The organism is Rhodobium gokarnense (assembly GCF_025961475.1).
Lineage (GTDB): Bacteria > Pseudomonadota > Alphaproteobacteria > Rhizobiales > Rhodobiaceae > Rhodobium > Rhodobium gokarnense.
This window is the reverse complement of record NZ_JAOQNS010000007.1, coordinates 81,508-104,328: the sequence shown is the minus strand read 5'-3', so window position 1 is coordinate 104,328 and position 22,821 is coordinate 81,508. Positions and strand designations below refer to the sequence as shown.

The following is a 22,821-nucleotide window of genomic DNA, read 5'->3' as shown; positions in this document are numbered from 1 at the left end:
AAACGATTTTGGATTTGATCTAACTCAAGACGAGGCGGCGATCGGGACGATCCGTCGCAGCATTTCCCCGGACATGGCGGAGTTCTATCGGCCGATTTTTTCCAGGAGCGCCTCGCTGCCGGCGCGCAGGATCGAGGCGTCGCTGCCGAGCGCGATCAGCCGGTAGCCGAGGTCCATGGCAATGCCCGCATGGCCCACATTGGAGCAGAAGATGCCGGCGATCTTGCCGCTGTCGCGGACCCGTTCGGCGATCTCGCCCGTCACCATCATGACCCGCTCGCCGGTCGGATCGAGGGCGCCGCCGTCGGAGAGCGCGATGGACAGGTCCGAGGGCCCGACGAAGATGCCGTCGATGCCGGCAACGCCGAGGATTGCCTCAAGCTCGGCGACCCCTTCCCGGCTCTCGATCATGGCAAGCGCCAGCGTCTGCCGGTTGGCATTGGCGAGATAGGCGTCAGGATCGGCCTCGCCGGCGATCGCCATCGCCCGGTGCGGACCCCAGCTCCGGCTGCCGACCGGCGCCATCTTCATGAAGTCGGCGAATTGCCTGGCGTCCTCATAGGAGTTGATCATCGGCGCGATGACCGCCGCGGCGCCGAAATCGAGCGCCCGGCTGGTCGCGGCGAAATCACCGACCGGCACCCGGACGATCGCCGGCTTGCCCGCGAGCCGAACCGCGGCGATGCCCCGGTGCACCGACTCGATGGTGTGGAAGCCGTGCTGCATGTCGAGGGTGACGGCGTCGTAGCCGGCCCGCGCCATGGTCTCGGCCACCAGCGGCTCCGGCAGCGACGACCATCCGGTAATGACCGTTTCGCCGGCCCGGATGGTTTCAGCGAGTGAGGAGACGATATCGGTCATGGTGCTGCCCTCCGGAAATTGCGCGCAATCAGCCCTTTATGGACAGGAGTATAGACCCGGAGGCGGGGGAAAGGGGAAGGCCGCGGCGCGACATCGGCGCCGACCCGACGCACCGAAAGGCGCCTCAAAAGCGGCAATCAGGATTCCGAGTTAATCTGCTGCATGGCCACAATCATGAGTTCGTTCATGGTCCGGCGGATCTGGTGCTCGGACTGCTCCACGCCGGCGGCCTCGAAATCGCCGTGAACCTTGCGAAAGACGTCTTCCTCGCCGGGCTCCTCGAAATCGGCCCTGACGACTTCCTTGGCGTAGTCGTCGGCCTCCTCGCCGGTCTTGCCGAGTTTTTCGGCCGCCCACAGGCCGAGCAGCTTGTTTCGCCGGGCCGTCGCCCGGAAGCGTAATTCCTCGTCATGGGCGAATTTCTTCTCGAACGCTTCTTCGCGTTTGTCGAAAGTCGTCATCCGAGGCGTCTCCCTTCAACGGCCTTATTACGTGTTGTTCTACTGCGGTCGCCGATGCCCCTTGCATATCCATCACACCGGCATAAATCAACGGTTGTCCACCGAAGCGCCGGGCTTTTTGCCATTGGCGATTCGCAGTGATTGTGCATTTCCTCAGGATCGGTTAGGTTCCGCCCTCGTTTCGCAAGCGCCGACCGATTCCAACGCAGCCGGTATCGCTCGAATGGAGGGCGCACCGGGCAAAAGGTCTGTCGCCCGCCTGAACGGACATCCACCACAACTCTGGCACCACAACTCTGGCCAAGAAAACTCTGGTAAGAACCCATGAACCGTCGCCGCCGCATTTACGAAGGCAAGGCCAAGATCCTTTATGAGGGCCCGGAGCCCGGCACGCTGATCCAGCATTTCAAGGATGACGCCACCGCCTTCAACAAGAAGAAGCATGACATCATCGACGGCAAGGGCGTGCTCAATAACCGGATCTCGGAGTTCGTCTTCAACCACCTGAACGAGATGGGCATCCCGACCCATTTCCTGCGCCGCCTCAACATGCGCGAGCAGTTGATCCGCGAGGTGGAGATCATTCCGCTGGAAGTCGTGGTGCGCAACGTCGCCGCAGGCTCGCTGTCCAAGCGCCTCGGCATCGAGGAAGGCACCCAGCTTCCGCGCTCCATCATCGAGTTCTATTACAAGAACGACGAACTCGACGACCCGATGGTCACCGAGGAGCACATCACCGCCTTCGGCTGGGCCAACCCGCAGGAGATCGACGACATCATGGCGCTGGCCATCCGCGTCAACGACTTCCTGTCCGGCCTGTTCCTCGGCGTCGGCATCCGCCTCGTCGACTTCAAGATCGAGTGCGGCCGGCTGTGGGAAGGCGACATGATGCGGATCGTGGTCGCCGACGAGATTTCCCCCGATTCCTGCCGCCTGTGGGACATCGAGACCGAGGAAAAGCTCGACAAGGACAGGTTCAGGCGCGATCTCGGCGGCATGCTGGAGGCATACCAGGACGTCGCCCGCCGCCTCGGCATCCTCAACGACAACGAACGGCCGCTGAACGGCGGACCCCGCCTCGTTCAGTAAGGCCCGTTCAGTAGCTCCTCCAAGTAATTAAGCAGGCCGGCGAAACGGACATGAAAGCGCGCATCACCGTCACCCTGAAAAACGGCGTCCTCGATCCCCAGGGCAAGGCCATCGAAAAGGCCCTCGCCGCCCTCGATTTTTCCGGCGTGGAGCAAGTCCGCCAGGGCAAGGTCATCGACATCGAGCTTGCCGAGACCGACCCGAAAAAGGCCGAGGCCGCGCTGTCGGAGATGTGCGAGAAGCTGCTCGCCAATACGGTGATCGAGAACTACGCCGTCGAGATCGGCTAACCCGTCCGGGGACGCAGCACCATGGCCGAAGACACTCCGGAAACCTGCACCGCATCGGACGACGCCGGCGCTGCCATTCGGTTCCTCGCGATCAAGGCGGCGATCTTCATCGGCATCCCGATCGTCGCCTCGGTCATCGCCGTCGTGGTGATGCTCTAGCGTTTTTGCGCGGATCTTATCCGAACCAGCCTCTGCGCCGCTGCACCGGACCGCTGCTGAGCGGCGGCGTGCTGCGCGCCTGATCGCGGTACGCCGCCACGGCATCCCGGCCGGTCCGCCCTTTCAAGGCCCCCGCATCGCCGGCAAGCCGCGTCCTTGGCGCCTCCTGCGGCGGCGCCTGCCGGATGTCTCGGTCGCGCCTGACGACGCCGCGGGCCGGAGACGGCGCGCCGACGAGCCGCCGGCGCCAGCGTCCGGCGCCATAGGCAATGGCAAAGAGCAGCAGCGGCACCATCACCGAACCGGAAGCGATGCGCCAGTAGTTGGTCTGGCGCTTGACGAACTGTTCCGGATTGTCCGGATCGTAAGCGATCGGCAGCTTGTCGCCGACGGCGACCTTGCCCTGCGCCACCTTGTACTGCCGGACCTCCAGGCCCTGGAACGAGCCGTCGTCCAGCGGAAAGCGGATCGTCAGAATCGGAACCACTTCGCGCGAGCCCACGCGATCGCGCCGCAACTGGCAGACAGCCTCGTCGAGCAGCCGGTCCGCCGCGCCGTTCCGTCCCCGCACCAGGCACTGCCGGGTCTTGGCGAGCACTTCGGCCTCGGCCCAGCGCCAGTCGGAGGCAAGCCCCGTCGCCTCCACGCCCTTGGTGACGATCGCCACCGTGATCATGACGCCGGCAATGAAGAAGACAGCGCTGACGACACCCAGCACCGAGGACAGCCCGAACTTGCCGACAAGGCCGAAGCGGTGCATCAGCCGGTCGAAGGGATGCGCGTATTGCGGCGCCGGCGGCGTGCGCACTTCGGGGTCCGAGGCCGCATCCCGCTCCGCTTCGGCAACGTCCCTCAAGGCCGCATTGAGGACGAAGCGCAGGATGAAGAGGACGATCGCAAGGCCGACGCCGCCGCTCACCATGCCATGCCAGAAGAGCACCAGGTCGGCGAGGATGAGGACCGGCATCAAAAAGGAGAGCATGCGCACCAGAGGCGGCTTGTCGGCGCTCTCGGCGCCCGCGATCGCCTTGGTGTCGATCAGCGGCTTCAGGACGTTCAGAATCATGTGGTCACCCTCCGTCCGAATCCGCCGCCCGGACCCGGCTGTGGTGGGCGCGGTGGCGCTCCATGGGTCGGCAGCCGCCGCTCATGGCCATGCCGCGGCGCCTCGGGCACATCGGCGAAGCCGGCATCCTTTGCCATCTTGGCAATCGCGAGCGTCATGAACTCCTTTGTCGCCTTGTCCTGGAAGTCGTCCGCCTGCCGCTTTTCGAAGCGCTTCAGGATCGGCCGGCAGACGAGGCCGACGACGAAGAAGGCGGCCGCGATCGCCAGGAACCACAAGAGCGAGCGCATGAGCCCCGCGTCCGGCGCAAGTCTGGCCGAACCGGGCCGGCTTTCCCGGTACTGCACCTTGAGCTTGCCGCCGACGCCGGGGAATTTTGCAATATCGCGCACCGTCGTCTCCTTGGCGGTCCGCGTTTTTCCATCCGTGGCCGTATAGGCGAAGCGCACCTCCGTGCGCCGCTTCGTCTTCCAGCGCACCTGCGGCAGCTTCGCCATTTCCGCCGCCGCATCGGCGCAATCGACCGTTCTGGCGACCGAGGAAAACGTGCCCTTCTTGTATGAAATTTCGCAGACCTCGCGGATCCCCGTCACCGTCGCCATGGTCGAGACGGAGGCGCTCTCGCCGTAGGAGATGATGCCGTAGCCGATGCCGGCCGCAAGCGTCAGCGCACCGCCCGCATAAAGCCCGAACGTGCCGAAGAAGGCGAGCGGAATCGCCACCAGCGCCTTGCCGAGCCGGGCGCCGAGGCTGTCTGCCGAACGCGCCTTCGTCACCGCCTCGACCGCCAGCTTTTCCTCCTCGGTCAGCAACCAGAAGGCCGCCTTGCGCAACAGCCAGGCGCCGGCAAGGATGAGGGGGCCGAGGCCGGCCACCACGGCAAAACCGCGGAACCAGCTCCAGCTCGGCCCGCCAACGGCGATCTCCGGCCGCGCCGGCCGGTAGTAGACCGTCAGCTTCTCGCCGACGGCGACGCTGTCGCGGTGCAGCGCCGTCAGCGCGAAATCGTCGATGACGAGCTTGCCGCCGCCGGGCCGGTAGACGAGCGTCGCAAAAGACACTTGGCGGACCGTCCAGTTGAGGTCCGGGGCCTTTGCCTTGATCGCGCCGACCTCGCCGCAGTCGACCACGCTCTTCTTGCGGTCGTATTTGCCGACCTTGTAGGACATGGCGCACTTGACTGTGACAGCCTGAACCGTTGCGGTGGCGGTCGGCAGCCGCAGCCAGTCGGAGGTCTCCATGGTGCCGATGAAAAGGCTCGCGAGCACGACGATGGCGCCGACGACGTTCAGCGAGTTGGAAAGCGATCGCAGGGACCGGAACAGTCTTCGGCGCATCTTCGGAATTCCGCGGGGAGGCTGGACGAAACGACCTTGCCGCCACCCTATCGCGGCCCCTGCAACAGCGGATTAACCCGCCGCCGCCGATTGTATACGTGGTTGCCAAGTCCTTTCCGGAAAGGCGGCATGTAGATAAGGATCGACACCGACCCATGTCCTGCCTGAAGCTCTATGAGCCCATCAACACCCTGAAGGCCATCGGCGACGACATCTGGATCGTCGACGGCCCGAAGATCGACTTCAAGCTCTACGGCCTGAAGCTCCCCTTCCCGACCCGGATGACCGTCATCCGCCTGACGGGCGGCCGGCTCTGGGTCCATTCGCCGACCGAGCTGACGCCGGGCCTGAAGGCGGAAATCGAGGCCATCGGCGAAGTCGCCTACCTGATCGCCCCGAACCGCATCCACTATTGGTGGGTCGCCGACTGGAAGACGGCCTGGCCGGCGGCCAAGGTGCACCTCGCGCCGAAGGTCGCCGAGCAGGCCGGCGACCGGCTCGAAGACGTCGATGGAGAACTCGGGCCGGAGGCGCCGCAGGCCTGGCGCGACGACGTCGACCAGGTGCTGGTGCCCGGCTCCTTCATGGCCGAGGCGGTGTTCTTCCACCGCGCCTCGCGCACGGTGATCGTCACCGACCTCATCGAGAATTTCGAACTCGACCGAATCACCTGCTTCTGGCTGCGCTGGCTCGTTCGCCTTGCCGGCATCCACCACCCCAACGGCAAGGTGCCGCCGGACCTGCGCCAGACATTCCGGTTGCAGGGCGACGAGGTCAGGAAAGCGGTGGAAAAGATTCTCGCCTGGCCGGCGGAAAAGGTGGTCCTTGCGCACGGCAAATGGTATCGCGAGAATGGCGCCGCCGAACTTGCCCGTGCCTTCCGATGGGCGCTGTGAGCGCGCCGGAGACCAACCCGGAGACAGCCCCATGAAATCCGCCGTCATCGTCTTTCCCGGCTCCAACCGCGACCGCGACATGATGGACGCGCTGACCTGGATCACCGGCACGCCGCCGGTCTCGGTCTGGTACGCCGAGGACAAGGTCCCCGACGTCGACCTGGTGGTGCTTCCCGGCGGCTTTTCCTATGGCGACTACCTGCGCTCCGGCGCGATCGCCGCCCGCGCGCCGGTGATGCCGGACATCATCGCCAAGGCCGACGCCGGCGTCCCCGTCCTCGGCGTCTGCAACGGCTTCCAGATCCTGACCGAAGCCGGCCTCCTGCCCGGCGCCCTGATGCGCAACCGCGGCCTCACCTTCGTCTGCCGCGAGGTGCACCTGAAGATCGACAACGCCGAGACGCTGTTCACCCGCGGCTACGAGCCGGGCCAGGTGATCCGCTGCCCCGTCGCCCACCATGACGGCAACTATTTCGCCGATGCCGAGACCCTCGACCGGCTGGAGGGCGAGAACCGCATCGTCTTCCGCTACGCGGACGCCGAGGGCGCCGTCACCGATGCGGCCAACCCCAACGGCTCCCAGCGCAACATCGCCGGCATCCTCAACGAGGCCGGCAACGTGCTCGGCATGATGCCGCATCCGGAAAACCTCGTCGCCCCGCACCAGGGCGGCACGGACGGACGCGCCCTGTTCGCCAGCCTTCTCGAGGCGGTTGCGGCCTGAGGCCCGCTGCAGCCATCGCGAAACAGCGTTAACAGACCGAAAACCATAGTATTTATCGGAACGTTCAGCCCTCTCTGTCAGGATCGCACCGGACAGGGAGACTGGAATGGCGATTTCCGGGGCGGCGACGCCACACCGAAACATCGTGAGGCTGATCTATGCGGCCAGCGCGCTGATCGTGCTGTTGTTCGCGGCCTCCAACATCTTCGTGCTGCACCAGGCCGGAACGATCGCCGAGGACCTTCGCAAGACGGTGGAGGAAAACCTCGTCAAGAACGAGATCCACCGGCAGCTGGAACTCCTCGCCCACGACCAGTCGCAGATCTCCCACTGGGACAAGACCGTCGAAGCGCTCGACAGAGACGAGATGGACGATTTCGTCGAGGACGAGATCACCGATTGGCTTTGGGACGATTTCGGCATCCACACGACGGTCATCGTCGCCGTCGACGGGACGCCGCGGGTCACCGTCATCCGCCAGCAGCGCGTGCACCCCGACGCCGGCGCGGAACTCGTCGAGGCCAACCGCGACCTCATCGAGACCACCCGCGCCCGCTACATGGCAGCCCGGAAGCGGCGCGGCAACGGCTATTACATTCCCGACCATCCGGTGCGCTCGGATCGGCCGCTCTATGTCGCCGACCTGCGCAAGGCCCACGGCATGATCGGTGTCCTCGTCGCCCAGACCATCGTGCCGGACGATGACGCCGTCCTGCCGGAAGGCTATCCGCACATCCTGCTGACCTTCAAACCGTTCAACGCGGAGGTGTTTTCGGCCATCGAGCAGAAGCTCGGGCTGACCGGTTTCCGCATCGTCGAGGCCGGCACCGACCTCGGATCGGTCGACGGCGAAAGAACCCGGCTTGCGATCCCGATCGTGGAGGGCGGTCAGCTCTTCGAGGCGGTGTGGCAGCCGGCCGCGCCGGCAAAGACGATCTGGCACCGCGCCCTGCCCCACGCAACGATCCTGATGGCCGTGGTGGTGCTGATCCTGCTGGTCATCGTCTGGCGCTATGCCCGCACCTTGCGCGCCCTGCAGGCGAGCGAGGAGGAAAACCGGCGCCTCGCCTTCCACGACGCGCTGACGGGCCTGCCCAACCGGCTGCAGTTCGACGAGGCGCTGGAGCAGATCATCAATGCGGGCGCGGCGGAGCGCTGCGCCATCCTCTGCCTCGACCTCGACCGCTTCAAGGCCGTCAACGACACCTACGGCCACCACGCCGGCGACGCGGTGATCGTCGCCATCGCAAGGCGCATCGCCGCCGCCGTCGGGCCGAACGGCATGGCGGCGCGCGTCGGCGGCGACGAGTTCATCATCCTTTTGCGCCAAAAGCTCGACCGCGACGCCGTACTGTGGCTCTGCGACGCGCTCATCGAAAGCGTCTGCGAGCCGATCGCCCTGGACGGCGGCACGGCGAGCGTCGGCGCCAGCATCGGCGTTGCCTGGTGGCCGGAGGACGGCCGCGCCGCCAAGACCGTCATGCGCAACGCCGACGAGGCACTCTACCGGGCCAAGGAACGCGGCCGCGGCCGCACCGTCTGCGCCGACGACCTGCGCCAGGACAGCCAAGAGCGGCAACCGCGCAAGGTCCTGGCGCCCGCCACCCGTCCCGCGTGACTCATCTCTGCGCTCAGCGGTCGTCGGCAGGCTTTTTCTGCTTGCCGGCCTCCTCGATCGCCGGCAGGACGGCGCCTGCGACGGCTTCCTTCTCGGCAAGGCTGAGCGGGTGGGCGTCCTCGTCGCGGTCGTCGGCCAGCCGCACCGTCACCTCCCGGTGGGCGAACTTGATGCCGTTTTCCTCGAAGACCTCGCGAATGCGCGCATAGACCTTGCGCTTGACGAGGAACTGGTCGCCCGGCTTGGTCATGAACTTGACCCGGATGATCATCGCCGAGTCCTCCATGACGTTGACACCCTGGGACTTCAGCGGCTGCAGGAAGAAGTGGCCGATGTCCGGGTCTTCCAGAAGCTCCTCGCCGAGCTGCTTGATCAGCTTGCGGACCTTTTCCACATCCGTGTCGTAGGTCACCCGGAGCGGCAGCTTCATCAGCACCCAGTCCCTGGAATAGTTGGTGAGCTGCTTGATCTCGCCGAACGGCACGGTGTTGAGCGGGCCGTTGTGGTGGCGGAGCTGGAACGAGCGGATCGAGATCTTTTCCACGATCCCCTTCACCGAACCGATATCGATGTACTCACCCTTGCGGAACGCATCGTCGATCAGGAAGAAGGCGCCGGAGAAGATGTCCCGGACCAGCGTCTGCGCCCCGAAGCCGACGGCAAGGCCGACGACGCCGGCGCCGGCAAAGAGCGGGCCGATATCGACGCCGAGTTCCGACAAGACGATCATCGCCGCAATGACGACGATGGAGATCAGGAGGAAATTGCGAAACAGCGGCAGCAACGTCGCCAGCCGCGAGCCGCCATGGCCGCCGATCTCTCCGGCTACGGCCGCCGCGCCAGGCTCTTCCTTGGCAATCTCGTGGTCGATCCAGATCGCCGCGGCCCGGTAGACCAGATAGGCGACGAAGACGGCGATGGAGAGCTCCACCAGCCGGTTGCCCCAGCCGCTGTCGTCGACGAAGTCCAGCTCCCAGACCTCGGCGACGAAGGCGAATGCGCCGATGACGACGAGGATCATCGCGCCGTGCTCGATCAGGCCCTTGAAGCCGGCGCGAAGGTCGGGGACGGCCGCCGCCTCGGCATCCGCGTCCTCGCTGTCAGCCCCCTCGCCGGTCGCGGCCGCCGCCTCCGGCCGCTCCGGCAGGAAGCGGTCGATGACGAGGAGGAATACCGCATAGAGCGCGACGGCCCCGACCGCGGCATAGATCGGCGCCGCCACCAGGCCGTCCGCCGAGGGAAGGTCGAGCAGCACCCGCACCGACCGGGCAAGCCAAGCGACCGCGATATAGACGATGGCGATCAGGTACCAGTGCCGGGCGACGACGGAGACGAGCGTGGCACGGCCGCCCTCTGCCGCCGGCGGATAGAGCGCCGCGGCGACCGTGCGCCGATGAAGGACGGCAAGGACGCAAAGGACGATCGCCGAGGCGAGTGTCGTTGCGATGACGACGAGCTTCAGCGCCTCCTCGTCGATACCGAGCACCGCCACCCAGCGCCCGAACGCGACGACCGCGACGACAAGCACCGTGGCGATCATGGCGTCGCGGTAGAGCCGGCGCGCCGCCGCTTCCGGCAGCCGCGGCGTCCGGTAGGCCCGCCGGTCGGGGACGATGAGGTTGTAGAGGACGACATGGGCGACCAGGACGATGGTCGCGCCGAGCACCGCGGTCTCTGCCGTCACCCGCGTCGCCTCGTCGGCGCCCGAGGCAAAGGAGGCGACGACGATGGCGACGCCGAAAAAGAACGCCACGGCCACCGCCATCCAGACGGCACGGGCGAGCAGATAGCCGACCCGTTCGGACCGGCTGCGCGGCGCCTCCGCGAAATGGCGCAGGAACTGCCGCCGGCCCCAGTGGTCGAGCAGCCGTCGCAACAGCTCGCCGACGGCAATCGCGATCGCCGCGACGATGAGGGCATGGGGGAGCCAGCGCCTCGTCTCTGTCGAGCCGGCCCGCTCGATGGTCCGCGCAATGCTGGCGGAAAGGCCGCCCGTCTCGGTGACGATGCGCTGCATTTCCCGCCGCGCCGCCTCGAACTGGGCGGCCGGCCCCGCGCGCTCGGGCCGCGCGGCGGCCTCCGCCGCGCTCGCGGTGCTCGGTTCCACGACGATGACGGTGGCGCCGCTCTGACGCGCCTTTTCCAAGACCGGCGCCAGAGCCTTGGCGAGATCGGAAGAGCCGTCCGCGGCAAGCGCCGGCAGGGCGGCGAAAAGGCAGATGATGAGGACACCAAACGCGCCGGTAAGGCGCGCAGTCCGCGACCTATGGCGCTGTCCAGAACGCTGAAATGACGACATCTGACGGACTCCCCCCGCTTCCCGCAGCAACCGGTGTCGTGATTCCGAAGAGTTTATAGCATCGAACACCGCCCCGCGCTGTCCCGGCCCGGCCGGCCACCCCCCTGCGGCGCGCAGACACCTTAAAAAAGCCGCCGGGCGACCGCCGGCCCTGTGGCGCTTGAGGTCGCAACGGTGGTAAACGACAGGGGTCCTTCTCCCTCCAATCGACGACGGCCATGATTCCCAACGAACCCGCCATTACGCCCGAACTGATCGCCGAGCACGGCCTGAAGCCGGACGAGTACCAGCGCATCCTCGACCTCATCGGCCGCGAGCCAACGATCACCGAGCTCGGCATCTTTTCCGCGATGTGGAACGAGCACTGCTCCTACAAGAGCTCCAAGAAATGGCTGCGCACCCTGCCGACGACGGGCGAGCGCGTCATCTGCGGCCCGGGCGAGAACGCCGGCATCGTCGATATCGGCGACGGTCAGGCGGTGGTCTTCAAGATGGAGAGCCACAACCACCCGAGCTACATCGAGCCCTACCAGGGCGCGACCACCGGCGTCGGCGGCATTTTGCGCGACGTCTTCACCATGGGCGCGCGCCCGGTCGCAACCCTCGACGCCATCCGCTTCGGCTCGCCCGAGAACGCCAAGACGCGGCACCTGATCTCCGGCGTCGTTGCCGGCATCGGCGGCTACGGCAACTCCTTTGGCGTCCCCAACGTCGGCGGCGAGGTCGAGTTCCACCCGCGCTACAACGGCAACAACCTCGTCAACGCCATGGCCGTCGGCATCGCGGATGCCGACAAAATCTTCTATTCCAAGGCCTCCGGCGTCGGCATGCCGGTCGTCTATCTCGGCTCCAAGACCGGCCGCGACGGCATCCACGGCGCTTCCATGGCCTCGGCCGAATTCGACGAGAACTCCGACGAGAAGCGCCCGACCGTGCAGGTCGGCGACCCGTTCGCCGAAAAGCTCCTCCTGGAAGCCTGCCTGGAGCTGATGGCATCCGGCGCCGTCATCGCCATCCAGGACATGGGCGCGGCCGGGCTCACCTGCTCGGCGGTGGAAATGGGCGCCAAGGGCGATCTCGGCATCGACCTTGACCTCGACGCGGTGCCCTGCCGCGAGGAGCGCATGTCGGCCTACGAGATGATGCTCTCGGAAAGCCAGGAGCGCATGCTGATGGTGCTGCGCCCGGACATGCGGGAGGAGGCCGAGGCGATCTTCGTCAAATGGGGCCTCGACTTCGCCGTCGTCGGATCGACCACCGACAGCCTGCGCTTCGTCGTCCGGCACCAGGGCGACGTCATGGCCGACCTGCCGATCAAGGAACTGGGCGACGAGGCCCCGGAATATGACCGGCCGTGGGTGGAAACGGCAAAGCCCGCACCGCTCGACCCATCGAGCGTGCCGGCACCGGACGACCTTGCCGGCACCCTTCTCGACCTCATCGGCTCGCCGAACCTGTCCTCGCGCCGCTGGGTCTGGGAGCAGTACGACCATCTGATCCTCGGCGGCACGGTGCAGAAGCCCGGCGGCGATGCCGGCGTGATCAAGCTCGCAGGCACCGACAAGGGCCTCGCCATGACCGTCGACGTCACCCCGCGCTACTGCGAGGCCGACCCGTTCGAGGGCGGCAAGCAGGCGGTGGCGGAGGCCTGGCGCAACATCACCGCCGTCGGCGGCGAGCCGCTCGCCGTCACCGACAACCTCAATTTCGGCAATCCGGAGCGGCCCGAGACGATGGGCCAGCTCGTCGGCTGCATCAAGGGCATCGGCGAAGCCTGCAACGCTCTTGCCTTCCCCGTCGTCTCCGGCAACGTCTCGCTCTACAACGAGACGCAGGGCAAGGCGATCCTGCCGACCCCGGCGATCGGTGGCGTCGGCCTCCTTCCCGACGTCAACAAGATGGCGACGCTCGCCTTCAAGGACGAGGACGACGCGATCCTCCTCGTCGGCGGCCACGGCACCCATCTCGGCCAGTCGGTGTTCCTGCGCGACGTCCACGGCCGCGAGGAAGGCGCCCCGCCGCCGGTCGATCTGGCCGTGGAGAAGCGTAACGGCGACTTCGTGCGCACCGCGATTCGCGCCGGCCGGCTGACCGCCTGCCACGACATCTCCGACGGCGGCCTTGCCATCGCACTCATCGAAATGGCCATGGCCGGCGGCCTCGGCTGCTCGGTCAGCGTGCCGGGCCCGGCCCATGTCGCCCTCTTTGCCGAGGACCAGGCGCGCTACGTCGTCACCTGCAAGGCAGCCGACGCCATGGCCCTTACGCGCGATGCCGAAGCGGCCGGAATTCCCGTCGCCGAACTCGGCACCGTTGGCGGCAGCGACATCGATCTTGGCGACGGTGCCGCCATTTCCATTGCAAAACTGAAGGAACGCCACGAGAATTGGTTTCCGGAATATATGGCCGGCGAGTAGCACGACTCGCGACATAAAACGGCGCCAGAAGGAGAGTGACAGTCATGGCAATGGATGCGGGGGCGATCGAAGACATGATACGGGAAGCCTTTCCCGACGCCCGGATCGAGATTCGCGATCTCGCCGGAGACGGCGATCACTTCGCCGCCGTCGTCGTATCCGAGGCGTTCCGCGGCAAGACCCGCGTCCAGCAGCACCAGATGGTCTACGAGGCGCTGAAGGGCAATATGGGCGGCCAGCTCCATGCCCTTGCCCTGCAGACGAGTGCGCCCGATTGAGCGGTGATCTATCCGGGCAAATGGGGTAGCCGATGGCGAGCGACATTCCGAGCATCCTCTCGCACGTCTCCCTCGGCGTCACCGACCTTGCCCGCTCCATCGCCTTTTACGACCAAGTGATGCCGACCATCGGCGCGGTGAAGAAGATGGACGTGCCGGAGATCGGCGTTGCCTATGGCAAGGCCTATCCGGAGTTCTGGATCCAGCGTCCGATCGACGGCCAGCCGGCCGGCGTTGGCAACGGCACCCACATCGCGTTCCTGACCGGCTCCACGGACGAGGTCGACGCCTTCCATGCGGCCGCGCTCGCCGCCGGCGGCACGGACGACGGAATGCCCGGCTGGCGCCCGCAATATTCGCCCGCCTACTACGCCTGCTTCGTCCGCGACCCAGACGGCCACAAGATCGAGGCCATGTTCTGGGATGCCGAAAAGGCGAAAATCGAAAGTCACACAGGGTGACCGGCTGTAATTTGCCTGCCGCGCCCTATGTGTCTAGCATCGGGTCAGTTACACCCTAAAGAATTCCAACACCCACGCTTCGCGGCCTTGACCCGCGACAACGAGGAGAAATCGAATGAGTGGCATTTCGGACTGGATCAAGCACGAGGTCGACAGCAACGATGTCGTCCTGTTCATGAAGGGCACCCCGACCTTCCCGCAATGCGGGTTTTCCGGCCAGGTCGTGCAGATCCTCGAATATCTTGGCGCCGAGTACAAGGGCATCAACGTGCTGGACTCCGACGAGCTCCGCAACGGCATCAAGGAATATTCCAACTGGCCGACGATCCCGCAACTCTACGTGAAGGGCGAATTCGTCGGCGGCTGCGACATCGTCCGCGAAATGTTCCAGGCCGGCGAACTGCAGGCCCACATGAAGGACAAGGGCCTCAACGTCCGCGAGACCCAGGCCTCCTGACGCCGAAGCGGCCGGACCCCGGCCGAGGCAAGATCGAACAAACGAAAAAGCCACGTGCGGCCGCGCGTGGCTTTTTTGATATCAGACCGATCACGAAACAAAACGGGCCGCGGCAATAGCCGCGGCCCGTTTCTGAATTCGCAAATATATTCGGCGCTTAGCGCGAATAGAACTCGATGACGAGGTTCGGTTCCATCATCGCCTGGTAGGGCACGTCGGCGAGCTGCGGGATGCTGACGAACGTCGCCGTGACCTTGTTGTGGTCGGCGTCGATGTAGTCCGGCACGTCGCGCTCGGCGAGCTGCATGGCTTCCAGCACCAGGATCATCTGCTTGGAGCGCTCGCGCACCTCGATGGTGTCGCCCGGCTTGCAGCGGTAGCTCGAAATGTTGACCTTGCGACCGTTGACCTTGATGTGGCCGTGGTTGATGAACTGGCGGGCGGCGAACACCGTCGGCACGAACTTGGCGCGGTAGACGATGGCGTCGAGCCGGCTCTCCAGAAGGCCGATCAGGTTCTCCGAGGTGTCGCCCTTCAGCCGGGTCGCCTCGTCGTAGATGCGGCGGAACTGCTTCTCGGAGATGTTGCCGTAATAGCCCTTCAGCTTCTGCTTGGCGCGCAGCTGCACGCCGAAGTCGGAGAGCTTGCCGCGGCGGCGCTGGCCGTGCTGGCCGGGCCCGTATTCGCGGCGGTTGACGGGGCTCTTCGGACGGCCCCAGATGTTCTCGCCAAGGCGGCGGTCGATCTTGTACTTGGCGGAATGGCGCTTGGACATCGCGGATCCTTGAATAACGTTTCGGGTCAGGATACGCGCCCTCCTCTGCCCTGGGGACCCAGGGCCGACAGGAACCCGGCGATGCGCTCGCCCGAAGCCGCCGAAGCGGCAAAGGTTCCACGGGTGCGTGAAAAAGCTGAACGGGCCCTGACGGACCCGCTCGGCGAGGCGTTGATTACAGGAACGGCGAACGCCTGTCAAACCGCACCATGCGGGAGAAACGCGCCGCCCGTGCCCCCGCCCGGTGCTCGCCGGCCCTTCCGCCAAGCCCAACTGTCATTGAATGTTCATATTGGGGCAACCAATTCGAAACCGCCGCCCTGATAGACACTGTATAAAACCAAGAAGCATATCCGGAATTTTTACAAGGGCTTATTGACCGACGGCGATCCCGGAGCGGCCGGGATCGGGGATGGGGGAAAATGGCACAATTGCGCCTCGGCTGGACCACGGACGTTGCGGAAAAGAGCTTTGTCGAACCGAGCGAGGCCGAACGGCTCGCCCGCCTGGAGAACCTCAGGCTGGAGACGATCCTTTCCATCGTCGACTACGCCGTCCACCCGATCGTCGACATCAATTCCGGTGTCGTCTACGCCTATGAAGGCCTCCTTCGGAACCACGACAGGCTCGCCTTCGAGACCATCGCCGAACTCTTCAACTTCGCCTATGAGCACGACTTCCTCGCCGCCTTCGAGACGGCGCTGTTCGAAAAGCTGCTCGACAAGTTCATCCAGCTCCCGGCCGGCGTCGATCACAACCTCTTCATCAATCTCGACGGTCGCGACATCACCGGCGCCGAGGACCCGCGCGGCGCCCTCCTCGACATGGCCCGCGCGCGCGGCATCGAACCCTCGTGCCTGTGCTTCGAGATCGCCGAAAGCCACAAGGGCTACATGCGCCCGGCCTTCAAGGCCTTCATACAGAGGGTCCGCTCGCGCGGCGTGCGCATCGCCGTCGACGATTTCGGCCGCGATTTCTCCGGCTACCACCTGATGTACGAATACGAGCCGGACTTCGTGAAGATCGACAGGTTCTTCGTCCAGGGCGTCGACATCAGCCACCGCAAGCGCCTGTTCGTCTCCACCATCACCCATCTTGCCCACGTCATGGGCGCGCGCGTCGTCGCCGAGGGCGTGGAGACCAAGGGCGAACTCGCCGTCTGCCGCGACATCAGCTGCGATTTCCTGCAAGGCTTCCTGGTCGCACGGCCGTTCACGGACCCGCAGCGCGCCCGCCCGTTCTATGCGTTCCTCTCCGACCAGCGCGCCGAAAGCGATACGGACCGCAATCTCCTCGTGCGCGGCGAGATCCTGCGCATTCCGCCGATCGAGGTCGAAACGCCCTTGGAGACCGTGCTGTCGCGGTTCCGCATGTACCGGGAGTTCGACTATTTCCCGGTCATCAACAAGAACGGCGAGCCGCTCGGCATCATCCACGAGAACAGCCTGAAGAACTACACCTATTCCCGCTTCGGCTTTTCGCTGCTCAACAATGCCGGCCTCGACATCAATCTCCGCCAGTTCGTCTCCAAGAGCCCGATCGCCGACATCAACGCCGATCCGGAACAGATCCTTGACATCTTCGCCGGTGTCCTCAACTCCATGGGCGTCACCATCGTCGACGGCAGCCGCTATGTGGGGTTCCTCACCAACACCGCGCTCCTGAAGATGATCAACGAAAAGCGCCTGCGCCAGGCCCAGGACCAGAACCCGCTGTCGCGCCTGCCGGGCAACGGTTCCATCAACACCTTCATCGCCCATATCAGCACCCACGTCGCCGAGCCGCGCAGCATCTGCTACATCGACTTCGACAACTTCAAGCCGTTCAACGACCACTACGGCTTCCACATCGGCGACCGGGCGATCATGATGTTCGCCGACCTGATGCGAAAGCATCTCGGCCGCCGCGGCGTCTTCCTCGGCCATATCGGCGGCGACGACTTCTTCGTCGGCCACATCGGCTCCGGCTTTGCCGAAACGATCACCGAGATCGCCACACTGAAGGCGACGTTCCGGCGCGACGTGGAAAGCCTCTACTGCCCCGAGGACCGCAGCCGCGGCCACATCCGCGGCCGCGACCGCCAGGGCAACGAGGCCTGCTTTCCGCTGCTGGACTGCAGCGTTGCCGTGCTGCATCTGGAAGCCGGCACCGGCGTCGACGGCCCGGAAAGGGTCGCCCACGAGACGACGCTCTTAAAGCGCGAGGCGAAGGCCTCCTCGGTCGGCCTTGCCGTCTCCCGGCTCGAACGGCAGGACGGGGCCGTCCTCGTTCACCGCGTCGACATGGCGAATGCCCTGTCCACGATGCCGGTAATGTCCGCCGGCGCCTGACGCCCGGAGGTAAAGACGATCTCCGCAATCGGCCGGGCGGCGGGCTCAACGGCGCCTTTGTCCTCGCTCGCGCCGAGCACCACGCCGACCTGCCGGGCTATCGCACCGGCCGGATTGAGGAACGTCACCGGCCAGGGCGCCACCTCCGCCATCAGGTCGGCAAGGAACGGATAGTGGGTGCAGGCAAGGACGACGATGTCGGTTCGTGCACCCTCACGCTCGGCAAAGCACGGCGCGATCTCGGCCTTCAGCCGCGCCATGTCGACCGGCCGGCCTGACAGCCGGTCCTCGGCAAGAGCCGCCAGATGCGAAGCGCCGACCAGCGTCACCTTTGCCGCCGGCGCGAACTCGGCAATGAGGTCGAAGGTGTAGTCGCGGCGCACGGTCACCGGCGTCGCCAGCACGCTGAAGAGGCCCGTCTTCGTGCGCTCCGCCGCCATCTTGATCGCCGGGACCGTACCGACGAAGGGAATCGCGTGCCGCACCCGAAGATCGGCGAGCACCAGGGTGGAGGCCGTATTGCAGGCGATCACCACCGCATCCGGCCGGTGGCGCGCGATGAAATCGCCCAGCAGGTCGACGATATGGGTCCGGAGCGCCTCTTCCTCCCAGTCGCCGAAGGGAAACGCCGCATCGTCGGCGATGTAGACAATCTCCACGCCCAGTACCTGCGCGACGATCTCGCGGACGACGGAAAAGCCGCCGAATCCGGAATCGAAGACCAGAACCCGCCGCGTCACGACCCGGACTCCGCGTCATCGGCGGGCGGCGCGACGACGCCCTTGCGGGCGCGCCGGCGCGCGGCGATCTCCTCCGGCGTCAGCGGTCCGACCTCCAGCGCCGCGATGACGCCGCGAAGGGTCCGCACTTCCTGTTCGGTCAGGCTCGCCTTCTGCAGGATGCCGCGCAGGTTGCGCACCATCACCGGCCGCTTGTCGGCCGGCCGGAAGTAGTTGACCGAATCGAGCGCCGTTTCCAGATGGTCCATCAGCCGCATGAGATCGTCCTTGGAGGCGGGCAAATCGGCGCCGTCGTCGAAGGGAAGTGCACCGCCCAGCGCCGCCTTGCGCCATTCATAGGCCGTCACCAGCACCGCCTGGGCGACGTTCAGCGACGAGAACGTCGGATCGACCGGCAGCGTCAGGATGGCGTCCGCCAGCGCCACCTCGTCGTTGGTGAGGCCCCAGCGCTCGCGCCCGAACATCAGGCCCGTGGCAACGCCCTGCCCCATCAGCCCGGCCATCCGTGCGGCCGCCTCGTCCGGCCCGGCCACCGGCTTGGTCATCTCCCGCGACCGCGCCGTCGTTGCATAGACGACGGCAAGGTCGGCGACGGCCTCTTCGGGCGTGTCGAAAAGCTTCACGGTGTCGATGATGTGGTCGGCCCGGCTCGCCGCCGCCCGCGCCCGCTCGTTCGGCCAGCCGTCGCGCGGATTGACGAGGCGCATTTCGGAAAGCCCGAAATTGGCCATCGCCCGGGCCGCGGCGCCGATGTTCTCGCCGAGTTGGGTTTCCACGAGGATGACGGCGGGGGGACGGCCGCCTGAAGGCACATCTGATGTCGACATGAAAGGGTCTCGGGCAAGGGTCGGCGCCTGTCCTCGGCGGGGCGGCGCGACGCGGGGGATAAGAACGGTCGGCGGAACGCTGCCGGCCTTTTGCGGCTCTTTAGAGGAATTCGCCGCGGTTTTGAACCATTGCCGACGCCAATGGACGCACCTCCCCCATTGCGGGAACAACAGCGCCGCCATCCCGTTATGGTAACCACCGTAACGAATTTCGCGCGCGCCTCCCGCGGGACGGGAACGGCGCCCCCCGCAAGAAGAGGGAAACGTCATGACCGATCACGTCCCCAGTTCGACCGAGATCACCGAGACCCTGCACGACAACTGGGTCTGGTTCCTGATTCTCGGCATCGTCCTCATCATCGTCGGCGTCTTTGCCGTCGCCGCACCGCTCGCCTCCTCCATCGCCGTCACCCTGGTGCTCGCCATCGCCCTCATCGTCGGCGGCGCGGCCCAGGCCATCCAGGCGTTCCGGGTACAGTCTTCAAGCGCCTTCATCTGGCACTTGCTGGTGGCCATCGCCGCCATCCTCGGCGGCATCGCCATCTACATCCACCCGCTCATCGGCACCCTGGCGCTGACCCTCGTCGTCGCCGCGGTGTTCCTGATGCAAGGGATCTTCCAGTTGCTGCTCGGCCTCAACCTGCGCCGCAACAAGGGCTGGCTGTGGATCGTCGGCGCCGGCGCCGTCTCCATCCTCGTCGCGCTGATGATCTTCACCGGCTTCCCGGCGTCCGCCGTCTATGTGCTGGGCATCCTTGCGGGCGTCGCCATTGCCTTCAACGGCTGGAGTTATGTCGCCATCGCCTTGGCCGCGAAAAACGTCGAACCCGCCATCTGACGGGCGCCCCGCCATGCCCCGGCGCGGCGGAGAAAATTCTCCGTCGCACCGGCCGCCCGTCACATGCGGCGTATTGAATATCGCCTCTAGTCCCATCGCCCATCTTTGCCATTGGCCCCCGCTTTGCTATAGGGGCGCGGAAAAGTCGCACAGTCCCCCCTTTGCCGGCACCGTGCCGTGCAGCCACCCGCAACCACGAGGTCCAAGCGAAAATGGCGAAGATCAAGGTCGATAATCCGGTCGTCGAACTCGACGGCGACGAGATGACCCGCATCATCTGGCAGTTCATCAAGGAAAAGCTGATCCACCCCTATCTGGACATCGACCTGAAATACTACGACCTCGGCATCGAGGCGCGCGACGCCACCGACGACCAGATCACCGTCGATGCCGCCAACGCCATCAAGGAATACGGCGTCGGCGTCAAATGCGCGACCATCACCCCGGACGAGGGGCGCGTTGCCGAATTCGGCCTGAAGCGCATGTACCGCTCACCGAACGGCACCATCCGCAACATCCTCGGCGGCGTCATCTTCCGCGAGCCGATCATCATCAAGAACGTGCCGCGGCTGGTGCCGGGCTGGACCCAGCCGATCATCGTCGGCCGTCACGCCTATGGCGACCAGTACCGCGCCACCGACTTCCGCTTCCCCGGCAAGGGCAAGCTGACGATCAAGTTCGTCGGCGAGGACGGCAAGACCATCGAGCACGAGGTGTTCGACGCGCCCGGCGCCGGCGTTGCCATGGCGATGTACAATCTCGACGAGTCGATCCGCGACTTCGCCCGGGCGTCGCTCAACTACGCCCTGATGCGCAAGGTGCCCTGTTACCTCTCGACCAAGAACACCATCCTCAAGGCCTATGACGGCCGCTTCAAGGACCTCTTCCAGGAGGTCTACGAGGCCGAGTTCGCCGACAAGTACAAGGAAGCGGAGATCTGGTACGAGCACCGGCTGATCGACGACATGGTCGCCGCCTCCCTGAAGTGGTCCGGCGGATATGTCTGGGCCTGCAAGAACTACGACGGCGACGTGCAGTCCGACACGGTGGCCCAGGGCTTCGGCTCGCTCGGCCTGATGACCTCCGTGCTGATGACGCCGGACGGCAAGACGGTCGAGGCCGAAGCCGCCCACGGCACCGTCACCCGCCATTTCCGCCTGCACGAGCAGGGCAAGGCGACCTCGACCAACTCCATCGCCTCGATCTTCGCCTGGACCCGCGGCCTTGCCCACCGGGCCAAGCTCGACGACAACACGGCGCTGAAAAACTTCGCCGAAACGCTGGAGAGGGTCTGCGTGGAGACGGTGGAAGCCGGCGCCATGACCAAGGACCTCGCCCTCCTCGTCGGCCCGGACCAGCAGTGGCTCTCCACCACCGCCTTCCTCGACAAGATCGACGAGAACCTGCAGAAGGCGATGGCCTGACGCCAGGCGGCTCAAGGGCAATCAAGGACAAGGCGCGCGGAGACCCTGCGCGCCTTTTCTTTTGCCCCACACCCTTCGATCAATCGTCCGGATCGCCAGCCGTCGTTCGCGCAGCGCGGATCTCCTCTTCCGTCAGGTCGCCGCCGGGCGTGACGATCTCCTCGCCGATCCGCTCGCGCACCACCTTGCGGATATGCGCGCCGATGGTCGGGTTGCGGTCCATGAGGACGTGCAGGTCGGCGGCGTCGAGCGCAAGGAGATTGCAGATGGAGAGCGCCGTGATGCGGGCCGAGCGCGCGGTGCGCTTCAGCACCGCGATCTCGCCGAAGAAGGCGCCGTCGGAGAGCTCGAACGTGCGGCCCGGCAGCTCCACGCCGACCCGGCCGGAGGCGATGAAATACATGGAGTGGGCGTCCTCGCCGGCGCGCGAGATGATCGCGCCCTTTTCCACCCGCTGCGCCCGCAGGAGCTTCATCACCTCGGCGATCTCGGCCGCCGACATGGAGGCGAACAGCGGCACGCGGGCGACCATGCCCCAGGTGACGACGAAGTCGCGTTGGTGGATCTCCCGGGCAAAGGCCGTGGCGACGATGCCGATCGGCAGGGCGAACATGGCATAGCCGGTCAGCATGACGATGCCGGCGACGACCTTGCCGAAGGCGGTGACCGGGACGACGTCGCCATAGCCGACCGTGGTCAGCGTCGCGATCGCCCACCACATCGCCGCCGGGATCGAGCCGAAGGCCTCCGGCTGGATCGTCCGTTCGGCGATGTAGAGGACCGTTGCGGACGTCAGCACCACGCCCATGATGATGATGAGGCTGCCGACGAGGGCGCGGCGCTCGGAGATCACCGCATTGCCGAGCGAGGCAAGGCCCGGCGAAAACCGCGCAAGCTTCAGAAACCGGACGAGGCGGAAGAGGAGCAGAGCGCGCAGGTCGGTCGTCTCGAAGAACAGCAGCGCATAGAGCGGCAGGATCGCCAGAAGGTCGACGATGGCCGCCGGATAGGCCATGTAGCGCAGCCGCGCGAGCCAGGACGGCAGGTGGCGCAGCGCGCCGTGCTGGTCGGCCGTCCACAGCCGCAGCACATATTCCACGGTGAAGACGAAGAGCGAGACCAGCTCGATGACGAGGAACACCTGGCCGTAGCGCTCGCCATAGGCCGGCACGGTCTCCAGCACCACCGAGCCCACATTGAGGATGACGAGGAGCGCCAGCATGCGGTCGACGAAATGGCTGGCGCTGTCGCCGGCGGCGCCTTCCTCAAGGATCTCAAAGACCCGCTGTTTCGTCCGCCCGGCCATGCCTGCGGCCACTCCCTCGCCCGTCCCTCGGGCCGCCTTCGGGGGAAGACGCCCGCGTGTCCCGCAGCCTTCCTACCAGCTTTCCGATAAGAACACGCTAACACACGGACGAACGAAAACCGGCGGCCCCGCATCGCGGGACCGCCGGTCGAAAAGTCGAAAGCTGTC

The 22,821-nt window shown here is 65.9% G+C and carries 22 protein-coding genes; 13 read left to right on the top strand and 9 right to left on the bottom strand.

From position 1 onward, the window contains the following. Window positions 1–84: 84 nt before the first annotated feature. Together M2319_RS13510 and M2319_RS13505 are read right to left on the bottom strand one after the other, a co-directional pair. Window positions 85–861 carry an HpcH/HpaI aldolase family protein gene (locus M2319_RS13510; RefSeq protein ID WP_264601991.1) on the bottom strand — a complete coding sequence of 259 codons (777 nt, stop codon included), beginning with the start codon at window positions 859–861 and terminating at the stop codon, window positions 85–87. A 137-nt stretch (window positions 862–998) separates the two neighbouring features. Further along, window positions 999–1,322 carry a DUF1476 domain-containing protein gene (locus M2319_RS13505; RefSeq protein ID WP_264601990.1) on the bottom strand — a complete coding sequence of 108 codons (324 nt, stop codon included), beginning with the start codon at window positions 1,320–1,322 and terminating at the stop codon, window positions 999–1,001. A 324-nt stretch (window positions 1,323–1,646) separates the two neighbouring features. Here M2319_RS13505 and purC point away from each other — a divergent pair, with 324 nt between their 5' ends. Genes purC through M2319_RS13490 form a run of 3 tightly spaced genes read left to right on the top strand, consistent with a single transcriptional unit; the run spans window position 1,647 to window position 2,860 of the window. After that, entirely contained in the window at window positions 1,647–2,411 is a 765-nt protein-coding gene (gene purC / locus M2319_RS13500; protein WP_111433760.1) for a phosphoribosylaminoimidazolesuccinocarboxamide synthase, read from the top strand. 50 nt (window positions 2,412–2,461) lie between these two features. Further along, complete coding sequence (gene purS / locus M2319_RS13495) at window positions 2,462–2,701, top strand: phosphoribosylformylglycinamidine synthase subunit PurS (RefSeq protein WP_264601989.1); 240 nt, start codon at window positions 2,462–2,464, stop codon at window positions 2,699–2,701. A 21-nt stretch (window positions 2,702–2,722) separates the two neighbouring features. Beyond that, window positions 2,723–2,860 carry a phosphoribosylformylglycinamidine synthase-associated small membrane protein gene (locus tag M2319_RS13490; RefSeq protein ID WP_264601988.1) on the top strand — a complete coding sequence of 46 codons (138 nt, stop codon included), beginning with the start codon at window positions 2,723–2,725 and terminating at the stop codon, window positions 2,858–2,860. Window positions 2,861–2,876: 16 nt separating this feature from the next. Here M2319_RS13490 and M2319_RS13485 read toward each other — a convergent pair whose 3' ends face one another. Continuing rightward, window positions 2,877–3,926, bottom strand: coding sequence for a DUF3592 domain-containing protein (locus M2319_RS13485; protein WP_264601987.1), 1,050 nt, complete (start codon window positions 3,924–3,926; stop codon window positions 2,877–2,879). Beyond that, on the bottom strand, window positions 3,923–5,263 hold the full coding sequence (locus tag M2319_RS13480; RefSeq protein WP_264601986.1) for a DUF3592 domain-containing protein: 1,341 nt from the start codon (window positions 5,261–5,263) through the stop codon (window positions 3,923–3,925). The genes M2319_RS13485 and M2319_RS13480 overlap by 4 nt, the downstream gene beginning before the upstream one ends. Before the next feature lie 155 nt (window positions 5,264–5,418). Here M2319_RS13480 and M2319_RS13475 point away from each other — a divergent pair, with 155 nt between their 5' ends. From M2319_RS13475 to M2319_RS13465, 3 genes are all read left to right on the top strand, one after another. Further along, window positions 5,419–6,159, top strand: a complete 741-nt coding sequence (locus tag M2319_RS13475; protein ID WP_264601985.1) for a DUF4336 domain-containing protein — start codon at window positions 5,419–5,421, stop codon at window positions 6,157–6,159. Window positions 6,160–6,190: 31 nt separating this feature from the next. Beyond that, window positions 6,191–6,883 (top strand): phosphoribosylformylglycinamidine synthase subunit PurQ, encoded by a 693-nt coding sequence (gene purQ / locus M2319_RS13470; protein WP_264601984.1) that lies wholly within the window; start codon window positions 6,191–6,193, stop codon window positions 6,881–6,883. Window positions 6,884–6,989: 106 nt separating this feature from the next. Then, the gene (locus M2319_RS13465; RefSeq protein ID WP_264601983.1) at window positions 6,990–8,501 is read left to right on the top strand and encodes a diguanylate cyclase domain-containing protein; all 1,512 of its coding nucleotides are present in this window, start codon (window positions 6,990–6,992) and stop codon (window positions 8,499–8,501) included. 13 nt (window positions 8,502–8,514) lie between these two features. Here M2319_RS13465 and M2319_RS13460 read toward each other — a convergent pair whose 3' ends face one another. Beyond that, window positions 8,515–10,800 (bottom strand): mechanosensitive ion channel family protein, encoded by a 2,286-nt coding sequence (locus M2319_RS13460; RefSeq protein WP_264601982.1) that lies wholly within the window; start codon window positions 10,798–10,800, stop codon window positions 8,515–8,517. 218 nt (window positions 10,801–11,018) lie between these two features. Between M2319_RS13460 and purL the strand changes: the two genes are divergently transcribed. The 4 genes from purL to grxD all read left to right on the top strand — a co-directional run bounded on the left by purL (window position 11,019) and on the right by grxD (window position 14,413). After that, window positions 11,019–13,217 carry a phosphoribosylformylglycinamidine synthase subunit PurL gene (gene purL / locus M2319_RS13455; RefSeq protein ID WP_264601981.1) on the top strand — a complete coding sequence of 733 codons (2,199 nt, stop codon included), beginning with the start codon at window positions 11,019–11,021 and terminating at the stop codon, window positions 13,215–13,217. 44 nt (window positions 13,218–13,261) lie between these two features. After that, window positions 13,262–13,495 (top strand): BolA family protein, encoded by a 234-nt coding sequence (locus M2319_RS13450; RefSeq protein WP_264601980.1) that lies wholly within the window; start codon window positions 13,262–13,264, stop codon window positions 13,493–13,495. 32 nt (window positions 13,496–13,527) lie between these two features. After that, complete coding sequence (locus tag M2319_RS13445) at window positions 13,528–13,956, top strand: VOC family protein (protein ID WP_264601979.1); 429 nt, start codon at window positions 13,528–13,530, stop codon at window positions 13,954–13,956. 115 nt (window positions 13,957–14,071) lie between these two features. Continuing rightward, a complete protein-coding gene (gene grxD, locus M2319_RS13440) occupies window positions 14,072–14,413 on the top strand; it encodes a Grx4 family monothiol glutaredoxin (protein ID WP_264601978.1) in 342 nt (113 codons plus the stop codon). A 157-nt stretch (window positions 14,414–14,570) separates the two neighbouring features. Here grxD and rpsD read toward each other — a convergent pair whose 3' ends face one another. After that, a complete protein-coding gene (rpsD, locus tag M2319_RS13435; protein ID WP_264601977.1) occupies window positions 14,571–15,188 on the bottom strand; it encodes a 30S ribosomal protein S4 in 618 nt (205 codons plus the stop codon). 422 nt (window positions 15,189–15,610) lie between these two features. Between rpsD and M2319_RS13430 the strand changes: the two genes are divergently transcribed. Continuing rightward, window positions 15,611–17,518: an EAL domain-containing protein gene (locus M2319_RS13430; RefSeq protein WP_264601976.1), complete on the top strand. Its 1,908-nt coding sequence runs from the start codon at window positions 15,611–15,613 to the stop codon at window positions 17,516–17,518. Here M2319_RS13430 and murI read toward each other — a convergent pair. Further along, complete coding sequence (gene murI / locus M2319_RS13425) at window positions 17,458–18,258, bottom strand: glutamate racemase (RefSeq protein ID WP_264601975.1); 801 nt, start codon at window positions 18,256–18,258, stop codon at window positions 17,458–17,460. The two genes, M2319_RS13430 and murI, sit on opposite strands and share 61 nt — an antisense overlap. Further along, window positions 18,255–19,085 (bottom strand): RNA methyltransferase, encoded by an 831-nt coding sequence (locus M2319_RS13420; protein ID WP_264601974.1) that lies wholly within the window; start codon window positions 19,083–19,085, stop codon window positions 18,255–18,257. Before M2319_RS13420 ends, murI begins: the two co-directional genes overlap by 4 nt. 268 nt (window positions 19,086–19,353) lie before the next feature. On the opposite strand from M2319_RS13420, the gene M2319_RS13415 reads away from it, so the two are divergent. Both M2319_RS13415 and M2319_RS13410 read left to right on the top strand, forming a co-directional pair. Next, window positions 19,354–19,923, top strand: coding sequence for an HdeD family acid-resistance protein (locus M2319_RS13415; RefSeq protein ID WP_264601973.1), 570 nt, complete (start codon window positions 19,354–19,356; stop codon window positions 19,921–19,923). 212 nt (window positions 19,924–20,135) lie between these two features. Next, the gene (locus M2319_RS13410; RefSeq protein WP_264601972.1) at window positions 20,136–21,347 is read left to right on the top strand and encodes an NADP-dependent isocitrate dehydrogenase; all 1,212 of its coding nucleotides are present in this window, start codon (window positions 20,136–20,138) and stop codon (window positions 21,345–21,347) included. A 79-nt stretch (window positions 21,348–21,426) separates the two neighbouring features. Here the strand turns inward: M2319_RS13410 and M2319_RS13405 are convergent, their stop codons facing one another. After that, window positions 21,427–22,653 carry a cyclic nucleotide-gated ion channel gene (locus tag M2319_RS13405; RefSeq protein WP_264601971.1) on the bottom strand — a complete coding sequence of 409 codons (1,227 nt, stop codon included), beginning with the start codon at window positions 22,651–22,653 and terminating at the stop codon, window positions 21,427–21,429. Window positions 22,654–22,821: the final 168 nt, after the last annotated feature.

Bases quoted from the DNA above. Each gene is read 5' to 3' on its own strand.
- M2319_RS13510 (WP_264601991.1), bottom strand. From the start codon at position 861: ATGACCGATATCGTCTCCTCACTCGCTGAAACCATCCGGGCCGGCGAA.
- M2319_RS13505 (WP_264601990.1), bottom strand. From the start codon at position 1,322: ATGACGACTTTCGACAAACGCGAAGAAGCGTTCGAGAAGAAATTCGCC.
- purC (WP_111433760.1), top strand. From the start codon at position 1,647: ATGAACCGTCGCCGCCGCATTTACGAAGGCAAGGCCAAGATCCTTTAT.
- purS (WP_264601989.1), top strand. From the start codon at position 2,462: ATGAAAGCGCGCATCACCGTCACCCTGAAAAACGGCGTCCTCGATCCC.
- M2319_RS13490 (WP_264601988.1), top strand. From the start codon at position 2,723: ATGGCCGAAGACACTCCGGAAACCTGCACCGCATCGGACGACGCCGGC.
- M2319_RS13485 (WP_264601987.1), bottom strand. From the start codon at position 3,926: ATGATTCTGAACGTCCTGAAGCCGCTGATCGACACCAAGGCGATCGCG.
- M2319_RS13480 (WP_264601986.1), bottom strand. From the start codon at position 5,263: ATGCGCCGAAGACTGTTCCGGTCCCTGCGATCGCTTTCCAACTCGCTG.
- M2319_RS13475 (WP_264601985.1), top strand. From the start codon at position 5,419: ATGTCCTGCCTGAAGCTCTATGAGCCCATCAACACCCTGAAGGCCATC.
- purQ (WP_264601984.1), top strand. From the start codon at position 6,191: ATGAAATCCGCCGTCATCGTCTTTCCCGGCTCCAACCGCGACCGCGAC.
- M2319_RS13465 (WP_264601983.1), top strand. From the start codon at position 6,990: ATGGCGATTTCCGGGGCGGCGACGCCACACCGAAACATCGTGAGGCTG.
- M2319_RS13460 (WP_264601982.1), bottom strand. From the start codon at position 10,800: ATGTCGTCATTTCAGCGTTCTGGACAGCGCCATAGGTCGCGGACTGCG.
- purL (WP_264601981.1), top strand. From the start codon at position 11,019: ATGATTCCCAACGAACCCGCCATTACGCCCGAACTGATCGCCGAGCAC.
- M2319_RS13450 (WP_264601980.1), top strand. From the start codon at position 13,262: ATGGCAATGGATGCGGGGGCGATCGAAGACATGATACGGGAAGCCTTT.
- M2319_RS13445 (WP_264601979.1), top strand. From the start codon at position 13,528: ATGGCGAGCGACATTCCGAGCATCCTCTCGCACGTCTCCCTCGGCGTC.
- grxD (WP_264601978.1), top strand. From the start codon at position 14,072: ATGAGTGGCATTTCGGACTGGATCAAGCACGAGGTCGACAGCAACGAT.
- rpsD (WP_264601977.1), bottom strand. From the start codon at position 15,188: ATGTCCAAGCGCCATTCCGCCAAGTACAAGATCGACCGCCGCCTTGGC.
- M2319_RS13430 (WP_264601976.1), top strand. From the start codon at position 15,611: ATGGCACAATTGCGCCTCGGCTGGACCACGGACGTTGCGGAAAAGAGC.
- M2319_RS13420 (WP_264601974.1), bottom strand. From the start codon at position 19,085: ATGTCGACATCAGATGTGCCTTCAGGCGGCCGTCCCCCCGCCGTCATC.
- M2319_RS13415 (WP_264601973.1), top strand. From the start codon at position 19,354: ATGACCGATCACGTCCCCAGTTCGACCGAGATCACCGAGACCCTGCAC.
- M2319_RS13410 (WP_264601972.1), top strand. From the start codon at position 20,136: ATGGCGAAGATCAAGGTCGATAATCCGGTCGTCGAACTCGACGGCGAC.
- M2319_RS13405 (WP_264601971.1), bottom strand. From the start codon at position 22,653: ATGGCCGGGCGGACGAAACAGCGGGTCTTTGAGATCCTTGAGGAAGGC.